Below are 17,841 nucleotides of genomic sequence, written 5' to 3'. Positions count from 1 at the left end.
GCTGCGGTGGCGCCACATTGGCAGAGTGATGGCCGGTGCAGGGAAGATGGGCGCGGCGGGTTTGTGCCGTGGCCGGTTCCCGCCACGGGGGTGTCGGAACGGGCTGTGTAGGACTGGGTGGGAGGGCATCGCCGCATGCTGGGTGCGATAGGTCTGGACGGGATACACGAGTCGGCGTACCGCGCGCTGGTGTCGGTGGGGGCGGCCGATGTGTCCGATCTGGCCCGGCGGCTGACACTCGCCGAGTACGACACCGAGCGCACCCTGCGCCGTCTGGAGCGGCACGGTCTCGCCGCCCAGTCCTCGGCGCGGCCCGGCCGCTGGGTGGCCGCCCCGCCGGGCGTCGCGCTCGGCGCGCTGCTCACCCAGCGCCGGCACGAGCTGGAGAAGGCGGAGCTGGCCGCGGCGCTGCTCGCCGAGGAGTACCGGGCGCAGGCCGCCGAGCCCGCGGTGCACGACCTGGTCGAGGTGGTGACCGGGGCGGCCGCCGTCTCGCAGCGCTTCCTGCAGATCCAGCTGGGCGCGGCCACGGAGGTGTGCGCCCTGGTCACCGGCAGTCCGATCGCCGTGAGCGGGATGGAGAACGAGGCGGAGCCGCAGGCCGTGAGCCGGGGCGTGGACTACCGCGTCGTCATCGAGCGGGAGGTCCTCTCGCTGCCGACCGGGCTGACCGAGCTGTCCGCGGCGATCGGGCGCGACGAGCAGGTCCGCGTCATGGACCGGGTGCCGACGAAGCTGGTGATCGCCGACGGTTCGTGCGCCCTGGTGCCGCTGACCTCGCACGCCTCGGAGCCGGCGGCGCTCGTGGTGCGCGCCAGCGGGCTGCTCGAATCACTCTCCGGGCTGTTCGAGGCGGTGTGGCGGCAGGCGCTGCCGCTGCGGCTCGGGGAGAGCGGGCGGGTGGAGGAGGTCGATGCCGCCGGGCCCGACGGCATCGACCTGGAGATCCTGTCCCTGCTGCTGGCCGGGCTGACCGATGTGAGCGTGGCGAAGCAGCTGGATCTGGGGCTGCGGACGGTGCAGCGGCGGGTGAAGCGGCTGATGGAGCTGGCCGGGGTGACGACGCGGCTGCAGCTCGGGTGGCATGCCTACGAGCGGGGCTGGGTGGCCCGCTGACGTCCCCCTTCGGCACCGGTTGATCTGCGCGTTCGCCGCGTCTGGGGGACCCTTGGCCCATGGGAGCGTGGGAACTCCTGCTGGTCGGGGCCGTGATGGCGCTCGGGCTGTGCGGAGTACTGGTGCCGGGCGTACCGGGGTCGTGGCTCGTGTGGGCCGCGGTCGCCGTCTGGGCGCTGCGCGATCCGAACGGCCTGGCCTGGGGTGTCCTGGTCGGCGCCACCGTCGTGCTGCTCGCCGCCCAGGTGCTGCGCTGGCAGTTGCCGCCGCGCAGGCTGCGGCAGGCGGGGGCGACGCGCGGGCTGGCGGTGTGGGCGGGCGTCGGCGCGCTCGTCGGGTTCTGCGTGCTCCCGGTGATCGGTGCGATCCCCGGTTTCGTCGGCGGCATCTACGTATCGGAACGGCTGCGCCTCGGCGGCCACGGGGACGCCGCCGCCTCCACCCGGACGGCCATGCGGGCGGGGGGCTCCAGCGTCCTGGCCGAGCTGTTCGCGTGCCTGCTGATCGTGGGGGCCTGGGTGGGAGCCGTGATCTGGGGCTGACTCCGCCAGCTCCGGCAGCTCCGGCAGCCCCAGAAGGTCCGGCAGCCCCAGAAGGTCCGGCAGCCCTAGAAGGTCCGGCAGCCCCGGCAGATCCAGCAGATCCATCGGATCTCTTCTTCTCTCTTGACGCACTGGTGCCGCATCTCTAGCTTTCAGCGCGGGATAGCTCCGATGAATCGTGTGAGTCAGCGTAAGTCAGTGTGAGTCAGTGAGCCGCCAGGAGGCGACGCCATGCCGACCCCGTCCAGACGAACCGTGCTCGCCACCGGATCCGCGCTGGGCGGCGCGGCGCTCGTGGGCTCCCTGCCCGCACCGGCGTCCGCGACCACGCCCGCGGTCCCGGCCGCCCCCGCGGACGGTGCCGTGCGGGCGGGCTCCGACGCCTGGCGCGACGTGCTCGACGACGCCGATCTCGTCTGGCGGAAGATGCCGACGACCTGGTACGAGGGCCCGTACCTGGGCAACGGCCTCCTCGGCTCCGGCATCTACCAGGAGCCCGGCAGGAACGCGGTCCGCTTCAACGTCCAGCACTCCGAGGTGCAGGACCACCGCCCCGAGTTCGGCTCGCTCTTCGGGCTCGCGCGGCTGCCCATCGGCCACTTCACCCTGGAGCCCGTCGGCACGATCACCGGTCTCGACTGGCGGCTGCGGCTGCGCGACGCCGAGCTGACCGGCACCCTCACCACCGACAAGGGCACCCTGACGCTGCGCGCGCAGGTCAACAACGCCCGGTCCGTGCTCGTCGTCGAGGTGACCCCGAGCGAGGGCGAGCGCGGCTTCTCCTGGGTGTTCCACCCGGCGGACGCCACGAGCCCCCGCGCCGCGTTCCAGCCGATCCCGGCCGGGTACGAGGGCAACCCGCCCGCCGAGGTCGGCGCGTACGACGGCGGCGTGTCCGCGTCCGTGCAGTCGCTGCTGTCCGGCGGCGAGCACGTCACCGCATGGCGCGAGCGCACCCGCGGGAGGACCCGCACCCTGTACGTCGACGTCGCGCACTCGTTCCCGAGGCGCACGGCCCGCGACAAGGCGACGGCCACGGTCCGTCTGGTGTCGGAGCTGCCGTACGACGCCCTCGCCGTCCCGCACCGCGCCTGGTGGCACGCGTACTACGGCAAGAGCTTCCTGTCGGTGCCGGACGCCCGGATCCAGCGCTTCTACTGGATCCAGCTCTACAAGACCGCCTCGGCCGCCCGCCGCGACGCCCCCGTCATGGCGACGAGCGGCCCCTGGCTGGAGCCCACCCCGTGGCCCGCGACCTGGTGGAACCTCAACGTGCAGCTGGAGTACTGGCTGATCCACGGCTCGAACCACCTCGAACTCGACGCCGTGACGCGGGCCCTCGGCGAGTTCCGGGACAACCTCACCGCCGAGATGGCACCGCCCTACCGGGCCGACTCGCTGGGCATCCCGCGCACCACCGACATCCGCCTCGTCAACGGCGGCGCCACCAGCAGCGCCCAGGGCTACGGCGTCGGCGTCCCCGGCCAGGACACCCCTACGCCCGAGGTCGGCAACCTGACCTGGGCGCTGCACAACGTGTGGCTGAGCTACCGCCACACCATGGACGAGTCGATCCTGCGCGACACCCTGTACCCGCTGCTGCGCAAGGCGGTCGCCTACTACCTGCACTTCCTGGAGCCGGGCGCCGACGGCAGGCTGCACCTGCCCGCGACGTTCTCGCCCGAGTACGGCGGCAACACCCGCGACTGCAACTACGACCTGATGCTGCTCACCTGGGGCTGCCGCACGCTCCTCGCCTCGGCGGAACTGCTCGGCATCGACGACGCGTCGGCGCCGCGCTGGCGCGAGGTGCTCGCCAAGCGGGCCGCGTACCCCACCGACTCCAACGGCTTCATGATCGGCGCGGACATCCCGTTCGCGAAGTCCCACCGCCACTACTCGCACATGCTCGCCGTCTACCCGCTGTACGAGGTCACCGGCCGCACCGCCGACGAACGCGCGCTGATCGAGAAGTCCCTGGCCCACTGGGTCGGCTTCGAAGGGGCGCTGCAGGGCTACACGTTCACGGGCGCGGCCTCGATGTCGGCGCTGCTCGGCAAGGGCGAGGACGCCCTGAAGTACCTGGGCGAGCTGATGAGCCGCTTCATCCAGGCCAACACCATGTACAAGGAGTCGGGCCCGGTCATCGAGACACCGCTGTCGGCGGCGCAGTCGCTGCACGACATGGTCTGCCAGTCGTGGGGCGGTGTCGTCCGCGTCTTCCCGGCGCTGCCCGCCGCCTGGGCCGATCTCGCCGTGCACGACTTCCGCACGCAGGGTGCCTTCCTACTGAGCGCCGTCCGGGAGAAGGGCGTCACGCGCTGGGTGCGTCTGGTCAGCGAGGCGGGTGCGCCGTGTGTCGTTCGTCATGGCATCGCGGGCGCGATCGAGGTGCGGGACGGGCGCGGCCGGCGGCTCTCCTACGAGGACGCGGGCGACGGCGCGATCCGGATCGGGCTCCGCAAGGGCGAGTCCGCGCTGGTCACGGCCGAGGGCGACCGGCCGGATCTGCGGATCGCCCCGGTGCCGGCGAACGCGCAGGCGCCGCGCTGGGGACTGCCCGGGTAGCGGCCGACCGCGTCCCGCTGCCCTGCGGTTTTCCGCGGGGGCGCCGGCGCGGGGACCCGCACTTTGCCGAACGGTTACCCTCGTAACGGTGCTGAGCTGCGGTTTCTAGCCTGGGTGGGGTTCGGGGCAGCCGCCTCGGACGTGCCGATCGCCCCCGCCTGGAGACCTCGCATGGACCTCATGACCCCGGCCGCCGCCTCCGCGGAGCCGACCGGCGGCGTCGCGGGCTGGGCCGCGCATCTCGTCGACGTCCTCGGCGGCCCCGGCGCCGGTCTCGCGATCGCCCTGGAGAACCTGTTCCCGCCGCTGCCCAGCGAGGTCATCCTGCCGCTGACCGGTTTCGCGGCGGGCCAGGGCGCGATCAGTCTCGTCTCGGCGCTGTTCTGGACGACGCTCGGCTCCGTGGTGGGCGCCGCCGCTCTCTACTGGATCGGCCGGGTCATCGGCCGCGACCGGATGTACGCGCTGTGGGCCCGTCTCCCGCTGGTGAAGGTCTCCGACCTGGAGCGCACGGAGGCCTGGTTCCAGCGCCACGGCACGAAGGCGGTCCTGCTCGGCCGGATGGTCCCGGTCTTCCGCAGCCTCATCTCGATCCCGGCGGGAGTGGAGCGGATGCGCCTTCCGCTGTTCCTCTCGCTGACCGCACTCGGCTCGCTGATCTGGAACTCCGTTCTGGTGCTCGCCGGTTACTGGCTGGGCGACCGGTGGGATCTGGTGGAGACGTACGTCGGCGTGATCTCCAAGGTCGTCCTGGCCGCGGTGGTCGTCGCGCTGGCCGCGTACCTGGCGGTACGTCTGCGGGGCCGCGGCCGGCACCGCGACGGTGACCGTCGGCCGACGGTGGACCAGGGCCGGTAGGCTCGGCTGCCGTGGGGGCGAGAAGGGTGGGACGCACGGCGGTCGGAGTACTCCTCGGGTGCGCCACCGCGGCCGCGGGGCTCGGCTATCTGGCCGTCGCGGGGACCGCGCTCGGGCCCCCGCTCCTGGTGCCGCGCACCCGCTCGTGGGCCCGGCAGGCGCTGACCGGCGGAGCCCGCCGCCTGACCGCGCTCGACCGGCACCGCCGCGCCGCCTTCTTCGGCGACCGCTTCCCCGCGCGCTACGCGCCGCGGGACGACAAGGTCCTGCGCTTCCTCGCCGCGCACACCTGCGCGGGCCTGCTGACGGCGGTCGTCCTCGGCCTGCTCGCGCTCGGCGCGGTGCTCGCCGGCGTCCTCGTCGCCGCCCTGGTCCGGGGCGGCGTGGGCCCGCTGGAACTCCTCGGGCAGGCCGCGCTCGGCGGTGTCCTCCTCTTCCTCGGCGTCCAGGGCCTGCTCTCCCTGTACGCCCTCGACGCCCGCCTGGCCCGCGACTGCTTCGGCCCCTCCGAGCGGGAGCTGCTGGAGCGGCGGATCGACGAGCTCGCCGCGGGACGCGCCGCGATCGTGCACGCCGTCGACGCGGAGCGCCGCCGCATCGAGCGCGATCTGCACGACGGCCTCCAGCAGCGGCTGGTGGCACTCGCGATGCTGCTGGGCCGCGCCCGCCGCCCGGGCCGCACCCCCGAGCAGGCCGCGGCGCTGCTGCGGCAGGCGCACGAGGAGTCCGGGGCCGTCCTCACCGAACTGCGCGAGGTGGCCTGGCGGGTGTACCCGTCGGCGCTGGACGGGCTGGGGCTGCGCGAGGCGCTCGGCGGGGTGGCCGAGCGCAGCCCGGTGCCGCTGCGCCTCGCCTACGACGTGCCAAAACCGCTGCCCGGCCCGGTCCGGGCCGCCGCCTACTTCGTCGTGTCCGAGGCCGTGACGAACGCCGCCAAGCATGCGCGGGCCGGCGAGATAGCCGCTCGACTCACTCTCGAAGAAGGCGTGTTGACCGTGTCCGTGCGGGACGACGGGCGCGGCGGCGCCGTGTCCGCGGGCGCCGGGACCGGCCTCGCCGGGCTGCGCGGCCGCGTCGAGGCACTCGACGGCACGCTGCACGTCACCAGCCCCCTCGGGGGACCCACCGTCGTCACCGCGGAGCTGCCGTGCGCGTGATCATCGCCGAGGACTCGACCCTGCTGCGGGAAGGCCTGGTGCGGCTGCTCGTCGAGGAGGGGCACGAGGTCGTCGCCGCGTTCGGCGACGCCCGGGCGCTGCCCGACGCCGTCGACGAGCACGCGCCGGACGTCGTGGTCGTGGACATCCGCATGCCCCCGACGCACACCGACGAGGGGCTGCGCGCGGCCCTGGAGATCCGCGGGCGGCGCCCGTCGACAGCGGTGCTGGTGCTGTCGCAGCACGTGGAGCGCCGGTACGCCACGCAGCTGCTCGCGGGCGGCGCCGAGGGCATCGGCTATCTGCTCAAGGACCGGGTGGCGCAGGTCGACGAGTTCCTGGACGCACTGGAGCGGGTCCGGGCGGGCAGCACGGTCATCGATCCCGAGGTCGTACGGCAGTTGGTGGGACGCTCCCTCCGCGCGGACCCCCTGGCCCGGCTCACGCCACGGGAGCGCGACGTCCTGGAGGTGCTCGCGCAGGGCCACACGAACACCGGGATCGCCGGGCGCCTCCACCTCTCCCTCAGCGCGGTGGAGAAGCACCTCAACACGGTCTTCGACAAACTGGATCTGCCGCGCACGGCCGCCCACAACCGCCGCATCCTCGCGGTCCTGCGCTACCTGGAGGCGTGACTCATGGAACACGTGAGGGAGTTGCCCGCGTCCGGGACGGTCGGCCTGTGGCTGGTCCGCACCGACGGCGGGACCGGTGACGGGGCGGGCGTCCTCGACGCGGAGGAGCTGCGGCGCGCCGCCGCCTTCGCCTTCGACCGGCACCGGACGCGGTACGTCGCCGCGCACCTGGCGCTGCGCGGGATCCTCGGCGACCGGCTGGGCCGCGCGCCCGGCACGCTGCGTTTCGTGCGCCGGCCCTGCCCCGAATGCGGCGAGGCGCACGGCCGTCCTGCTCTCGCGGATGCGCCGGACGTGCACTTCTCCCTCTCCCACAGCGGCGATCTGGCGCTGGTGGCGCTCGCCCCCGCGCCGGTCGGCGCGGACGTGGAGGAGCTCCCGGGGCAGTCGGCCGCCGAGGAGCTGGCGGCGGTGCTGCACCCTCGGGAGCGGGCCGAACTGGCCGCGGTCGCCGACCCGTCGGAGCGCCGCCTGGCCCTGGCCCGCGCCTGGGTCCGCAAGGAGGCCTACCTCAAGGGACTCGGCACCGGCCTGGCCCGCCCCACCGATCTCGACTACGTCGGCACCCTGCCCGGCTCCCCCGGCGCGCCGGACGGCTGGTCGGTGCGGGATGTGGCGGTGCCGGAGGGGTACGCGGCGGCGATCGCCCTGGGGCCGCAGGCCTAGGTCCACACGACGTGGGCTCCCACTTCAGTGAGGAGCTGATCCGTATCCATCCGCAGCGGATCCACAGCTGGGGCCTGGAGGAGTTCTAGGACCCGTCCTCCTGGAGCGAGCCCTCCAGGGTCAGCAGCCGTACCTTGCGGTCCAGGCCGCCGGCGTACCCGGTGAGGGAACCGTCCGCGCCGATCACCCGGTGGCAGGGGCGCACGATGAGCAGCGGGTTGGCGCCGACCGCGCCGCCGACGGCCCGCACGGCGGCACGCGAGGCGCCGATCCGGGCCGCGACGGCCCCGTACGTGGTGGTGGCGCCGTACGGCACGTCGTCGAGCGCGTCCCACACGCGCCGCCGGAACTCCGTGCCCTCGGGGCTCAACTCCAGGTCGAACTCCTTGAGTTCGCCGGCGAAGTAGGCGCCGAGCTGCCGGACGGCCTCGCCGAACCGCGCCGGATCGCGCACCCATCCGTCCTGGACCGTCCGCCCGCCCTTCTGCCCGGGCACGGACAGGGACGTGAGGGCGCCGGCGTCGTCGGCGGTGAGGAGCAGCTCGCCGAGGGGGCTGTCGAACGTGGTGTAGTACATGTTCTTGTCCTGGGTCTCGATGCTCACGACTGGCTCAACTGTCCTTCTACGATGAGGTGTTGACGGGCGTACGACCGCCAGGGCCGCCAGATGTCGGCGGCGACGCCGTCGCCGGGCACCGCCACGTCCGGGTCACCGAGGGCGCGCAGCCGAATCAGGGCCGCGGTGCGCGCGTCCATCCCGGGCAGTGCCCGCAGCGCCTCCTCGGCGTCGTCGCGGTCGGCGCCGGGGTCGAGTCGCAGGGTGCCGTCGGTGAGGGCGCGGGCGAGGGCGCCGAGCGTGCCCGGCTCGCCGGCCAGGGCGTCCGGCGCGGGGAAGAGCCGGTCGAGCCCGCCGCAGGGGGCGTCGAGCCGTTTCCCGTAGCGCTCGACGAGCCGGGCGGACTCCTCGGGCCCGACGAGAAGGCGCACCGCCAGTTCCTCGGGGTCGGCGGCGCCGGGCGAGCGCAGGCCCGGCCGGGCGGCGACCAGCGGGGCGAGCCGCGGGTCGGCGCCGAGCCGCTCGTCGATCGCGTAGGGGTCGCTGTCCAGGTCGAACAGGCGGCGCAGCCGGCCCACGGCCGTGGTCAGGTCCCGCAGGTCGGTCAGGTGGATCCGGGCGTCCAGCCAGCCGCCGCGGTGCTCGGCCTGCGCGCCGGGCTGCTCGTGCCCGGCCTCGTCGACGGAGACGAGGCCGGTGCCGTACGGGAGCCGCAGCGTGCGCCGGAACATGCGCGAGCCGCGCTCACCGGTCGACTCCTCGACGCCGGGCAGGAGTTCGCTGCCGAGCAGGTCGAAGACGGGTCCGGCCCGGTAGGCGCCGCGGTGGGCCAGCCGCAGCGGGATCCCGGCGGTGGCGGCGACGGCGCGCCGCTGCTCGGCCCGGCCCGGCGCGTCGGCGCGCAGCTGGGTGGGCGTGCGGGCGTACACCTCGCGGATCGTGTCGTTGAACTGCCGCACACTCGCGAACCCGGCCGCGAACGCGATCTCCGTGACCGGCAGCGGCGTCGTCTGCAGCAGCACCCGCGCGGTGTGGGCGCGCTGGGCGCGGGCGAGCGCGACGGGACCGGCGCCCACCTCGGCGGTGAGCTGGCGCTGGACCTGCCGCGCGCTGTACCCGAGCCGTACGGCGAGCCCGCCGACGCCCTCCCGGTCGACGATGCCGTCCCCGATGAGCCGCATCGCGCGGCCCACGACATCGGCCCGCACGTTCCACGCGGCGGACCCCGGCACGGCGTCCGGCCGGCACCGCCGGCAGGCCCGGAACCCGGAGCTCTGCGCGGCGGCGGCCGAGGCGTAGTACCGCACGTTCCGCCGCTTCGGGGTGACCGCGGGGCAGCTCGGGCGGCAGTAGATGCCGGTGGTCTCGACGGCGAAGAAGAACTCCCCGTCGAACCGGGCGTCCCGGCTGCGCACGGCTTCGTAGCGCGTGTCCTCGTCGATCATCACGCTTCCAGTGTGCGCCGGGGCCGCACCGGCGGCTGGCGGATTTCGGACGCGGCGTTTCTGGCCCTGATCAGGGAAATGCCGCACGCGGTGCGCATCTCAGGGGCGCGGGGAACTGCGCGACCGGCCACGAAGCACCCCGCACCCGCCGAGAACCCGCAATGCCGCTACATGAGGCGCCCCCGTTTGGCCTGCATCGCTGCACGCCCCTGAGCCCCGCGCTGCTTCCAGACCTTCCGCATCTCGTCCCGCACCCTGGCGTCCGTCCGGGCGGCGAGCCGCTGGTTCTCCCGCAACAGCTTGCGGTAGCTGTCGAGACGCCGCTGGTGCAACGTCCCGTCGGCGAGCGCGGCGAGCACCGCACAGCCGGGCTCCACGGTGTGCGCGCAGTCCTGGAACCGGCAGTCCCGCGCCCGTTCCTGGATCTCCGCGAAGACCTGACCGACCCCGGCCTCCGCGTCGTAGAGGCCGACACCACGCAGCCCCGGGGTGTCGATGAGGACACCGCCGCCGGGCAGGGCGAACAGGTTGCGGGTGGTCGTGGTGTGCCGCCCCTTGCCGTCGATGTCGCGGACGGCCTGCACCTCCATGGCGTCGGTGCCGAGCAGCGCGTTGGCGAGGGTCGACTTGCCCGCGCCGGACTGACCGAGCAGCACGGACGTGCCGCCGGCGACGACGGCCCGCAGGACGTCGGTGCCGTCGCCGTCGTGGGCGCTGACGGGCAGCACCTGGACGCCGGGCGCGCTGGTCTCCACGTCGGAGACCAGGTGCGCCAGCGTGGCGGGCTCGGGTACGAGGTCCGCCTTGGTGAGCACGACCAGCGGCTGGGCCCCGGACTCCCAGGCGAGCGCGAGGAACCGTTCGACCCGGCCGAGGTCGAGCTCGGCGGCCAGGGACATCGCGATGATCGCGTGGTCCACGTTCGCGGCGAGGATCTGCCCCTCGGACCGCTTGGAGGACGTGGAGCGGACGAAGGCGGTGCGGCGCGGCAGGTACGCCTGGACGTAGCGGGGGTCGGCGCCGTCCGGGTCGACGGCGGCCCAGTCGCCGGTGCAGATGACCTTCATGGGGTCGCGCGGCACGACGAACTCGGTGTCGGCGCGCACGATCCCCTCGGGCGTGACGAGGTCGCACTGCCCGCGGTCGACGCGCAGCACCCGGCCGGGCACGAGGCCGCGGTCGGCGAACGGGGCGAACGCGTCGGCCCAGTGGGGGTCCCAGCCGTAGGGGGCGAGGACGGAGTGGTCGGAGCTGGAGCTGTGGGACAAGGGGTGACCCTTCGAAGGGTGGCCCCGGCGACGGATCGGCTCAGCCGGTGGCCACAGAGGTGGACTTGATGAACTTCCGGATGCGGGCAGCGCCCCTCACGGCCACAGTCATCGGTCAACACCTCCCAGCTCTCAGATCACGGTCGGTCGCCCCGGGCGGTGGATCGCCCGGCCGACGAGAAGGACCGTAGCCCCGGGCGCGGACGGCGCGCCACCTTTTTTCGACGGCGCTCGCCCACGACCGGGTCCGCCGCCCGGGCCCCGGACGGCACGCGGCGGCTCTGCGACGCGTCACACCGGCAGACCCCGCGGCTCCTTCACGCGCTTCATGATGATCTGCGAGTTCACCTCGGTCACGCCGTCGAGCGTGGTGAGCCGCTCGATCCACAGCCGCTCGTAGGCCGCCAGGTCGGCGACCGCGATGCGCAGCAGGCAGCCGGGGCTGCCGAAGAGGCGGTAGGCCTCGACGACGTCCGGGATGTCCTGGAGGGCGCGCTCGAAGGCCTCGACGGACGCGCGGTCGCGGCGCACCTCGATGGAGACGAGGACCTCGAAGCCGCGGCCGACGGCCTCCGGGTCCACCACCGCGCGGTATCCCTGGATCACGCCGTCCTTCTCCAGCTGGCGGACCCGGCGCATACAGGGCGACGGGCTCAGGCCCACCCGCTGGGCCAGCTCCTGGTTGCTGAGACGGCCATCGCTCTGGAGCTCGCGCAAGATATTCAAGTCGATCCGGTCCATGACGCAATTGTGCGCTATACATCGCGCGATCATCGGCCAGGATTCGCAATCCGATTGCGCACTTTCCGAATTATCCTTGCTGAAGATCGAACGTGCATGCGCCCCCGCGCAGGCGCCGCACCCGTCCCCCTTCGCGAGGCAGCCCCCATGGAACGCATCCGCACGCCCAAGCGCATCACCCTCATCAGCACCGGCGGCACCATCGCCAGCCGCTGGCAGGGCACCGGTTACGCCGCCGACGCCGGCGGGGACACCGTCCTGGCCAGCGCCGCCGTGCCGGACGGGGTGGCGGTCGAGGTCGTCGACCTGTTCAACGTGAACAGCTCGCGGATGACCAGCGAGCGGCAGCTGACCCTGCTGCGCACCGTGCGCGAGGTCCTCGCGGACCCGGAGGTCGACGGCATCGTCGTCACGCACGGCACGGACGCCCTGGAGGAGTCCGCGTTCCTGCTCGACCTGCACCACGACGACCCGCGCCCGGTGGTGTTCACGGGCGCGCAGAAGCCGCTCGGCGCCACCGACGGCGACGGGCCGGGCAACATGTACGACGCGCTTCAGGTCGCCGCTTCGGTGAGGGACCTGGGCGTGCTGGTCGTGTTCGACGGGACGGTGCACGCGGCGCGCGGCACCGTGAAGACACAGACCCTCGCGGCGAACGCGTTCGCCGACCCGTCGGCCGAGCCGCTCGGCCGGCTCGGCTTCGGCCGCGTCGACATCCGCAGCGTCCCGCAGCGCCCGGCCCCGCTGCCGGTGCCCGCCGAGGGCGCGCGCATACCGCGCGTCGACATCGTCATGCACCACAGCGATGCCGACCCCGCGCTCTTCGAGGCCGCTCTCGCCGCGGGCGCGCAGGGCATCGTGCTCGTCGCCACCGGCGCGGGCAACGCGACGCCCGAGTTCGTCGACGCCGTCGCCGCCGCCGTGCGCCGCGGCATCCTGGTCGCCGTCAGCACCCGGGTCCCGGCCGGGCCGCTCGCGGAGATCTACACCGGCGGGGGCGCCGTCGACCTGGTCGCCGCGGGCGCCGTGCTCTCCGGCACGCTGCGCGCGGGCCAGACCCGGATCGCCGTCCTGGCCGCGCTCCTCACCGACGCCGCACCCGCCACCCGCACGGACCTGCTGCGCCGGCTGATCGCCGCGCCCCTCCCCCACGTGTCGGCCGACGATCAGGCCGCCGCGTAACCGCGGCTCCGGGAGAACGCGAACGGGAGGGGGCACGCACCGCGTGCCCCCTCCCGTCACGAGCGCGTCCGGGGCTCAGACCTCGACGGCCTCCTCGTTCGGCGCGAGGCTGTCCATGAAGGAGCTGACCGAGAAGACCGCGCGGCCCGCGCCGGACGGGCCGTAGCCGGGCGGCGACGACAGACCGAACTCGTCCATCGTCGAGCGGTACGCGTCGAGCAGCCGGATGTGGTACTCCAGCGGCGCGCCGTTCGGGTTCTCCTTGCCGAGCGGCGTCGTCGGCTCCGGGCACCAGGTCGTGAAGCGCGGCGTGATGCCGTTCGACATGAAGAACCGCAGACCCTCGGTGGTGGAGGCGATCGCCTCGTCGACGGTCTTGAAGCCGAACGGCTCGGCCATCTCGACGCCCGCCACGAAGTTCGGGATCACGTTGCGCGCGCCGAACACGTCACGCGAGTCGAGGATGCGCTTGTGCCACTCGTCCCGGCCGACGTACCGCTCCTTGCCCGGGCAGTACATCTTGAACAGGTACTCGTCCCACACCTCGTAGTTGGGGTGGTAGATCTGCACGCCGTAGTCCTTGAAGCGCTGGACGTCGTCCTTGGGCAGCGCCTGCGCGACGACCTTGCCGATCCACCGCCCCGGGAAGTACTCCTCGATGGCCTTGGCGTACCGCCCGTAGAAGTCCGCCTCGTCCAGCCCCTGGACCTTCGACGTGATCGCGCCGCCGGTGAGGGTGTACGCGGTCGACGCCTTCGCGGTGTCGTACTTGTTGATGATCTCCAGCGCCTCGAGGACCTCGTCGACGTCCTTCACGCCCGTGTACGGCCGGCCGGCCGCCTTGTGCTGGCGCCAGTTGTGGTTGATGTCGCAGTACTGGCACTCCTCCTTGGCGCCGAAGTACTGGCAGACGCGGAAGGCGGTCAGATAGATCAGGTAGCCCCACTGGATCGTCGGGGCGACCTCCATCACGGACTTCCCGTTGGAGAGCTTGTGCCGGTAGTACTCCGGCATCGGGGGCACGCCGACGTCGGAGATCCGCTTGCCGTCGAGGTAGAGGCCGAGCATGCCGTCCTCGGAGGCCGCCACGCGGTACGGGGACGACGGGTTCACGCGGACCGAGACGACGGTGCGGCGCAGGTCGTAGGGGCCGCCGGTGAGGACGATCTCCTCGGGCGGGCGGCGCAGCGCGGCCTCGCCGAGCTCGGGCAGCGTGCCGTGGTCGAACGAGAAGATGAAGTACGACTTCGGCTTGACCTCGCCGTCCTCGTTGTCGCTGAGCGCCGAAGGGTCGAAGGCCACCCCGCCACGGAGCAGGTCCTCCTTGAAGACCGCTTCCTTGGGAACGTGCGGGAAGCGCTCCATCAGGTCCTCGACGAGTGCCGTACGGCTCTGCATCCCGTTCTCCTTGCTTCTACGGCTTGCTTCTACGACTTGCTTGTGCGACGTGCTGCCACGGCGGTCCTGCGAAGGTCACAGTTCGACACCTCACGGTATGCCCCCGCTTGTCGGTCACCCCTGCCGGGTCCCCGCTCGGGCCACGACATGGGCGGGCGCGGTGATGCCGTGGGCGAGCAGCGGGTCCGCGGTGGGGGCGCCCCAGCGGGACGTCAGCGGCAGGGTGCCGGCCCAGCGGCCGAGCTCGGCGTCCGGTGAGCGGCCGTCGTCCGGCGGACCCGCGCTGATCTTGACCGAGGCCTGTTCCAGGGAGAGGGCGAGGACGGTCGTGGCCGCGAGTTCCTTGCGGTTCGGGCGGCGGGCGTAGTCCCACTGGCCGGGCGCGGAGTGGTGGGTGAGGACGCGCAGCGCCTCGGTCTTCTCGTCGTCGTCGGTGAGGCGGCGCGGCACGCCGTAGATCATCGCGCAGCGGTAGTTCACCCCGTGCTCGAAGACGGAGCGGGCGAGGACGAGGCCGTCGACGTGGGTGACGGTGACGCATATCGTCGCGTTCGGGTCAGCGGCCAGGCTGCGGCTGGCCACCGACCCGTGTACGTAGAGCTGTCCTCCGTCGCGTCCGTAGACGGTGGGGACGACCATGGGGGTGCCGTCGACGACCACGCCCAGATGGCAGACGAAGCCCGCGTCGAGGATCGCCTCGAGGTCGGAGCGCTCGAAGCTCGCGTTCTCCTTCATGCGGCGCAGGCGCGTCCGGTCGTCGGGGGTGAGGGTGCGCGGCAGCTCCGCGTCCGGCGGTGGGGTGTGCGTCATGCGCCGGAACAGTACTCCGGCGTGATCATGCGCCGTCCACCGGTGGTCGCCGGCCGCCGCTCTACGGAACGCGGGCGACGCCGACGTAGAAGCCGCTCAGCTCCTCGGCGGGCGCGGGCTGCGCCCGGTACCAATCAGTCGCCGTCACCAGCCCGGGCTCCACCAGTTCCAGGCCCTCGAAGAACGGCTCGACCTCCGCGCGGGTGCGCATCCGCAGCGGTATCTCGCCCTTGCGGTAGGTACGCGTCACCGACTGCGCGAGGTGCGGGTGTTCGTCGGTGGTGCCGTGGGAGAACACGAAGTAGCTGCCCGAGGGCAGCGCGTCGACGAGCGTGCGCGCCAGGCCGTAAGGGTCCTCGTCGTCGGTGATGAAGTGCATCAGCGCGATCATCGACAGGGCGACGGGACGGGAGAAGTCCAGGAACGTGCGGGCGTGGTCGAGGATGGCGCCCGGCTGCCGGACATCGGCCTCGATGTAGTCCGTGGCCCCCTCCGGGGTGCTGGTCAGCAGCGCTTCCGCGTGTCTGAGCACGATGGGGTCGTTGTCGGCGTACACGATCCGTGCCGACGGCACGCTCTCCTGCACGATCTGGTGCAGGTTGGGCCGGGTCGGGATGCCGGTGCCGATGTCGAGGTACTGGTCGATGCCGTTGCCCGCGAGCCAGGCGGCGGCACGCTGCATGAAGGCGCGGTTGCGCCTGGCGCTGTGGCGCGACTCCGGTGGCAGCTTCTCGGCCACTGCCTGGTCCACCGGGTAGTTGTCCTTGCCCCCCAGCAGCCAGTCGTAGACGCGGGCGGGATGCGGCCTGCTCGTGTCGATACGGCCTTGGGGGGACTGTGCCGTCATGCCTGACTCCCGCGTGTACGTGATCGGCGACCGGTGCACCGGGATCGCTTCAGCACCCGGAAGAGGCCGTAAGGACCCGGCGATTATGTCATCGGCCCTTGCGTCGCGCAGGGTGCCGGGCGCCGCCCCGGGCGTGATCCAATCGGCGGGAAGCAGACCTGGAAGAGAGGCAGCCCCGTGCCGGACGCCCGCCCCACCGCCCCCACCAACTGGGCCCGCAACATCGCTTTCTCCGCCGCCGAGGTGCGCCGCCCGGCGTCCGTCGAGGAGTTGCGCACCCTCGTCGCCGGCAGCGCGCACATACGTGTGCTCGGCAGCGGCCACTCGTTCAACCGCATCGCCGACGTGGACGCGGACCGGGACGGCGCCCTCGTGTCGCTCGCCGGGCTGCCGGGCGGCATCGACGTCGACAGGGACGCGCGCACGGTGCGGGTCGGGGGCGGGGTGCGGTACGCGGAGCTGGCCGCCGCGCTGCACGCGCACGGGCTCGCACTGCCCAACATGGCGTCCCTGCCGCACATTTCGGTGGCCGGGTCGGTCGCGACCGGTACGCACGGCTCCGGCGACCGCAACGCGTCCCTGGCGGAGTCCGTGCGCTCCGTGGAGATCCTGACCGCGGGCGGGGACGTCGTGACGCTCTCCCGCGGGGACGACGGCTTCGCGGGGGCCGTGGTCTCGCTCGGGGCTCTCGGGGTCGTGCTCTCGCTCACCCTCGACGTGGAGCCGGGATACGAGGTGCGCCAGCACGTCTACGGCGAACTCCCCTTCCAGGAGCTGGACTTCACGGCGGTCACCTCGTCCGCGTACAGCGTCAGCCTCTTCACCAAGTGGCGCGGGCCGTACTTCGACCAGGTGTGGCAGAAGCAGCGGCACCCCGAGCCCGTCGACTTCCCGTGGGCCGCGCCCGCCGTCGAGGCGCAGCACCCGGTGCCCGGCATGTCCCCCGTCCACTGCACGGAGCAGTTCGGCGTGCCCGGGCCGTGGCACGAGCGACTGCCGCACTTCCGGGCCGAGTTCACGCCCAGCAGCGGGGACGAGCTCCAGTCGGAGTATCTGCTGCCGCGCGAGCACGCCGTGGCCGCGCTGCGCGCGCTGGACGCGGTGCGCGAGCGGATCGCCCCGGTGCTCCAGGTGTGCGAGGTGCGGACCGTCGCGGCCGACACGCAGTGGCTGAGCCCCGCGTACGGCCGGGACACGGTCGCCTTCCACTTCACGTGGGTGGCGGACACCGCCCGGGTGCTGCCCGTGGTGTCGCTCGTCGAGGACCGGCTGCGCGACCTGGAGCCCCGCCCGCACTGGGGGAAGGTGTTCACCGCCGCACCGGAGCGGGTCGCCGCCCGCTATCCGCACCTGGCCGACTTCGCGGCGCTCGTGCGGCGCCTCGACCCGGAGGGCAGGTTCGGCAACGCGTTCGTCCGGGCGCTGCTGCCTCGCTGAGCCCTTCGGGACGAGGACTTTCGTACCTCTTCTTGGACGCGCTGCCAGGACTTTCGCGTCTGCGGTTGGACTTTCGCCGCCACGTCCGCCACCCCCTTGAAGAAGGCTCCGGGGCCGCCCTAGCCTGACGCGGCGAGACCGTCGAAAGGGGCAGCTGCCAATGAAGCGCACGTCTCGTGACATAAGGACCCCGAACCGGTACGAGATGCCGCGGCACTGCCTCGCCCGCCCCGCCCGGCCCGCCTTCTCCTGCCGGGAGCCGGCCGCCCTGACCGGGCCGAGCGCGGCGACGGTCGCCACGCTCGTCGGGGAACCGCTCGACATGGGGATCCTGACCGAGGTCGGCTTCCAGGACCCGGCGGGCGGGCGGCCGCGCGGCCTCGTCGCGATGGACGCGGGGTGACCGAGATCCGCCGGGCCGCCGCCCGGCACTCCCTGGCGGGTCCGTCCGCCGCGGCGCGGATCGTGCTGACGCCGGTCCCCACCGACCCGGCGAGCCTGGGCACGGCCACGTTCGCCCTGGAGGACATTCCCGGAGAGCGCATCGCACCTCCGTGTGATCCCCGCCCTGCCCTCTATCCCCCTCGTTCTCGTCTCTCCCGCCTCTCCCGTCAC

Annotated in this window: 16 protein-coding genes and 2 pseudogenes; 11 read left to right on the top strand and 7 right to left on the bottom strand. The window is 73.1% G+C overall.

From position 1 onward, the window contains the following. Positions 1-135: 135 nt before the first annotated feature. From ACVHNB_RS11125 to ACVHNB_RS11090, 8 genes and pseudogenes are all read left to right on the top strand, one after another. On the top strand, positions 136-1,116 hold the full coding sequence (locus tag ACVHNB_RS11125) for a helix-turn-helix transcriptional regulator (protein ID WP_428951543.1): 981 nt from the start codon (positions 136-138) through the stop codon (positions 1,114-1,116). 59 nt (positions 1,117-1,175) lie between these two features. Next, a complete protein-coding gene (locus ACVHNB_RS11120) occupies positions 1,176-1,658 on the top strand; it encodes a DUF456 domain-containing protein (protein ID WP_428951544.1) in 483 nt (160 codons plus the stop codon). A 231-nt stretch (positions 1,659-1,889) separates the two neighbouring features. Continuing rightward, entirely contained in the window at positions 1,890-4,226 is a 2,337-nt protein-coding gene (locus ACVHNB_RS11115; RefSeq protein ID WP_456227941.1) for a glycosyl hydrolase family 95 catalytic domain-containing protein, read from the top strand. Positions 4,227-4,397: 171 nt separating this feature from the next. Beyond that, the gene (locus tag ACVHNB_RS11110; protein ID WP_428951546.1) at positions 4,398-5,084 is read left to right on the top strand and encodes a DedA family protein; all 687 of its coding nucleotides are present in this window, start codon (positions 4,398-4,400) and stop codon (positions 5,082-5,084) included. A 26-nt stretch (positions 5,085-5,110) separates the two neighbouring features. Further along, positions 5,111-6,241: a sensor histidine kinase gene (locus tag ACVHNB_RS11105; RefSeq protein ID WP_456227940.1), complete on the top strand. Its 1,131-nt coding sequence runs from the start codon at positions 5,111-5,113 to the stop codon at positions 6,239-6,241. Then, a complete protein-coding gene (locus ACVHNB_RS11100) occupies positions 6,232-6,876 on the top strand; it encodes a response regulator transcription factor (RefSeq protein WP_428951548.1) in 645 nt (214 codons plus the stop codon). The genes ACVHNB_RS11105 and ACVHNB_RS11100 overlap by 10 nt, the downstream gene beginning before the upstream one ends. 3 nt (positions 6,877-6,879) lie before the next feature. Further along, entirely contained in the window at positions 6,880-7,542 is a 663-nt protein-coding gene (locus tag ACVHNB_RS11095) for a 4'-phosphopantetheinyl transferase family protein (RefSeq protein ID WP_428951549.1), read from the top strand. After that, a pseudogene (locus tag ACVHNB_RS11090) lies at positions 7,506-7,631 on the top strand (PPOX class F420-dependent oxidoreductase); the annotation flags it as partial. The gene ACVHNB_RS11095 and the pseudogene ACVHNB_RS11090, both read left to right, overlap by 37 nt. On the opposite strand, the gene ACVHNB_RS11085 reads toward ACVHNB_RS11090, so the two are convergent. From ACVHNB_RS11085 to ACVHNB_RS11070, 4 genes are all read right to left on the bottom strand, one after another. After that, positions 7,628-8,119, bottom strand: a complete 492-nt coding sequence (locus tag ACVHNB_RS11085; RefSeq protein WP_428957499.1) for a methylated-DNA--[protein]-cysteine S-methyltransferase — start codon at positions 8,117-8,119, stop codon at positions 7,628-7,630. The pseudogene ACVHNB_RS11090 and the gene ACVHNB_RS11085 sit on opposite strands and share 4 nt — an antisense overlap. 23 nt (positions 8,120-8,142) lie before the next feature. Next, positions 8,143-9,543: a bifunctional transcriptional activator/DNA repair enzyme AdaA gene (locus ACVHNB_RS11080; RefSeq protein WP_456228864.1), complete on the bottom strand. Its 1,401-nt coding sequence runs from the start codon at positions 9,541-9,543 to the stop codon at positions 8,143-8,145. 167 nt (positions 9,544-9,710) lie between these two features. Continuing rightward, positions 9,711-10,811: a ribosome small subunit-dependent GTPase A gene (rsgA, locus tag ACVHNB_RS11075; protein WP_428951550.1), complete on the bottom strand. Its 1,101-nt coding sequence runs from the start codon at positions 10,809-10,811 to the stop codon at positions 9,711-9,713. A 291-nt stretch (positions 10,812-11,102) separates the two neighbouring features. Beyond that, entirely contained in the window at positions 11,103-11,552 is a 450-nt protein-coding gene (locus ACVHNB_RS11070; RefSeq protein WP_428951551.1) for an Lrp/AsnC family transcriptional regulator, read from the bottom strand. A 147-nt stretch (positions 11,553-11,699) separates the two neighbouring features. Between ACVHNB_RS11070 and ACVHNB_RS11065 the strand changes: the two genes are divergently transcribed. After that, a complete protein-coding gene (locus ACVHNB_RS11065; protein ID WP_456227939.1) occupies positions 11,700-12,734 on the top strand; it encodes an asparaginase in 1,035 nt (344 codons plus the stop codon). 75 nt (positions 12,735-12,809) lie between these two features. Here ACVHNB_RS11065 and ACVHNB_RS11060 read toward each other — a convergent pair whose 3' ends face one another. The 3 genes from ACVHNB_RS11060 to ACVHNB_RS11050 all read right to left on the bottom strand — a co-directional run bounded on the left by ACVHNB_RS11060 (position 12,810) and on the right by ACVHNB_RS11050 (position 15,789). Next, positions 12,810-14,132 carry a radical SAM protein gene (locus tag ACVHNB_RS11060; protein ID WP_428951553.1) on the bottom strand — a complete coding sequence of 441 codons (1,323 nt, stop codon included), beginning with the start codon at positions 14,130-14,132 and terminating at the stop codon, positions 12,810-12,812. A gap of 114 nt (positions 14,133-14,246) precedes the next feature. Further along, positions 14,247-14,942 carry a pyridoxamine 5'-phosphate oxidase family protein gene (locus ACVHNB_RS11055; protein ID WP_428951554.1) on the bottom strand — a complete coding sequence of 232 codons (696 nt, stop codon included), beginning with the start codon at positions 14,940-14,942 and terminating at the stop codon, positions 14,247-14,249. A gap of 61 nt (positions 14,943-15,003) precedes the next feature. Next, positions 15,004-15,789, bottom strand: a complete 786-nt coding sequence (locus ACVHNB_RS11050) for an SAM-dependent methyltransferase (protein ID WP_428951555.1) — start codon at positions 15,787-15,789, stop codon at positions 15,004-15,006. 177 nt (positions 15,790-15,966) lie between these two features. Between ACVHNB_RS11050 and ACVHNB_RS11045 the strand changes: the two genes are divergently transcribed. Together ACVHNB_RS11045 and ACVHNB_RS11040 are read left to right on the top strand one after the other, a co-directional pair. Next, positions 15,967-17,226, top strand: coding sequence for an FAD-binding protein (locus ACVHNB_RS11045; protein ID WP_428951556.1), 1,260 nt, complete (start codon positions 15,967-15,969; stop codon positions 17,224-17,226). A 160-nt stretch (positions 17,227-17,386) separates the two neighbouring features. Beyond that, positions 17,387-17,623 (top strand): annotated as a pseudogene (locus ACVHNB_RS11040) (transcriptional regulator); the annotation flags it as partial. Positions 17,624-17,841 lie beyond the last annotated feature (218 nt).

The sequence above is a fragment of the Streptomyces sp. YJ-C3 genome (genome assembly GCF_053891275.1).
The sequence above is the reverse complement of the archived record's forward strand: the minus strand, read 5'-3'. Positions and strand labels throughout refer to the sequence as shown.

Coding starts and splice junctions, on each gene's coding strand:
- ACVHNB_RS11120 (WP_428951544.1), top strand. CDS start 1,176: ATGGGAGCGTGGGAACTCCTGCTGGTCGGGGCCGTGATGGCGCTCGGG.
- ACVHNB_RS11065 (WP_456227939.1), top strand. CDS start 11,700: ATGGAACGCATCCGCACGCCCAAGCGCATCACCCTCATCAGCACCGGC.
- ACVHNB_RS11060 (WP_428951553.1), bottom strand. CDS start 14,132: ATGCAGAGCCGTACGGCACTCGTCGAGGACCTGATGGAGCGCTTCCCG.
- ACVHNB_RS11085 (WP_428957499.1), bottom strand. CDS start 8,119: ATGTACTACACCACGTTCGACAGCCCCCTCGGCGAGCTGCTCCTCACC.
- ACVHNB_RS11125 (WP_428951543.1), top strand. CDS start 136: ATGCTGGGTGCGATAGGTCTGGACGGGATACACGAGTCGGCGTACCGC.
- ACVHNB_RS11050 (WP_428951555.1), bottom strand. CDS start 15,789: ATGACGGCACAGTCCCCCCAAGGCCGTATCGACACGAGCAGGCCGCAT.
- ACVHNB_RS11055 (WP_428951554.1), bottom strand. CDS start 14,942: ATGACGCACACCCCACCGCCGGACGCGGAGCTGCCGCGCACCCTCACC.
- ACVHNB_RS11115 (WP_456227941.1), top strand. CDS start 1,890: ATGCCGACCCCGTCCAGACGAACCGTGCTCGCCACCGGATCCGCGCTG.
- ACVHNB_RS11070 (WP_428951551.1), bottom strand. CDS start 11,552: ATGGACCGGATCGACTTGAATATCTTGCGCGAGCTCCAGAGCGATGGC.
- ACVHNB_RS11080 (WP_456228864.1), bottom strand. CDS start 9,543: ATGATCGACGAGGACACGCGCTACGAAGCCGTGCGCAGCCGGGACGCC.
- ACVHNB_RS11095 (WP_428951549.1), top strand. CDS start 6,880: ATGGAACACGTGAGGGAGTTGCCCGCGTCCGGGACGGTCGGCCTGTGG.
- ACVHNB_RS11110 (WP_428951546.1), top strand. CDS start 4,398: ATGGACCTCATGACCCCGGCCGCCGCCTCCGCGGAGCCGACCGGCGGC.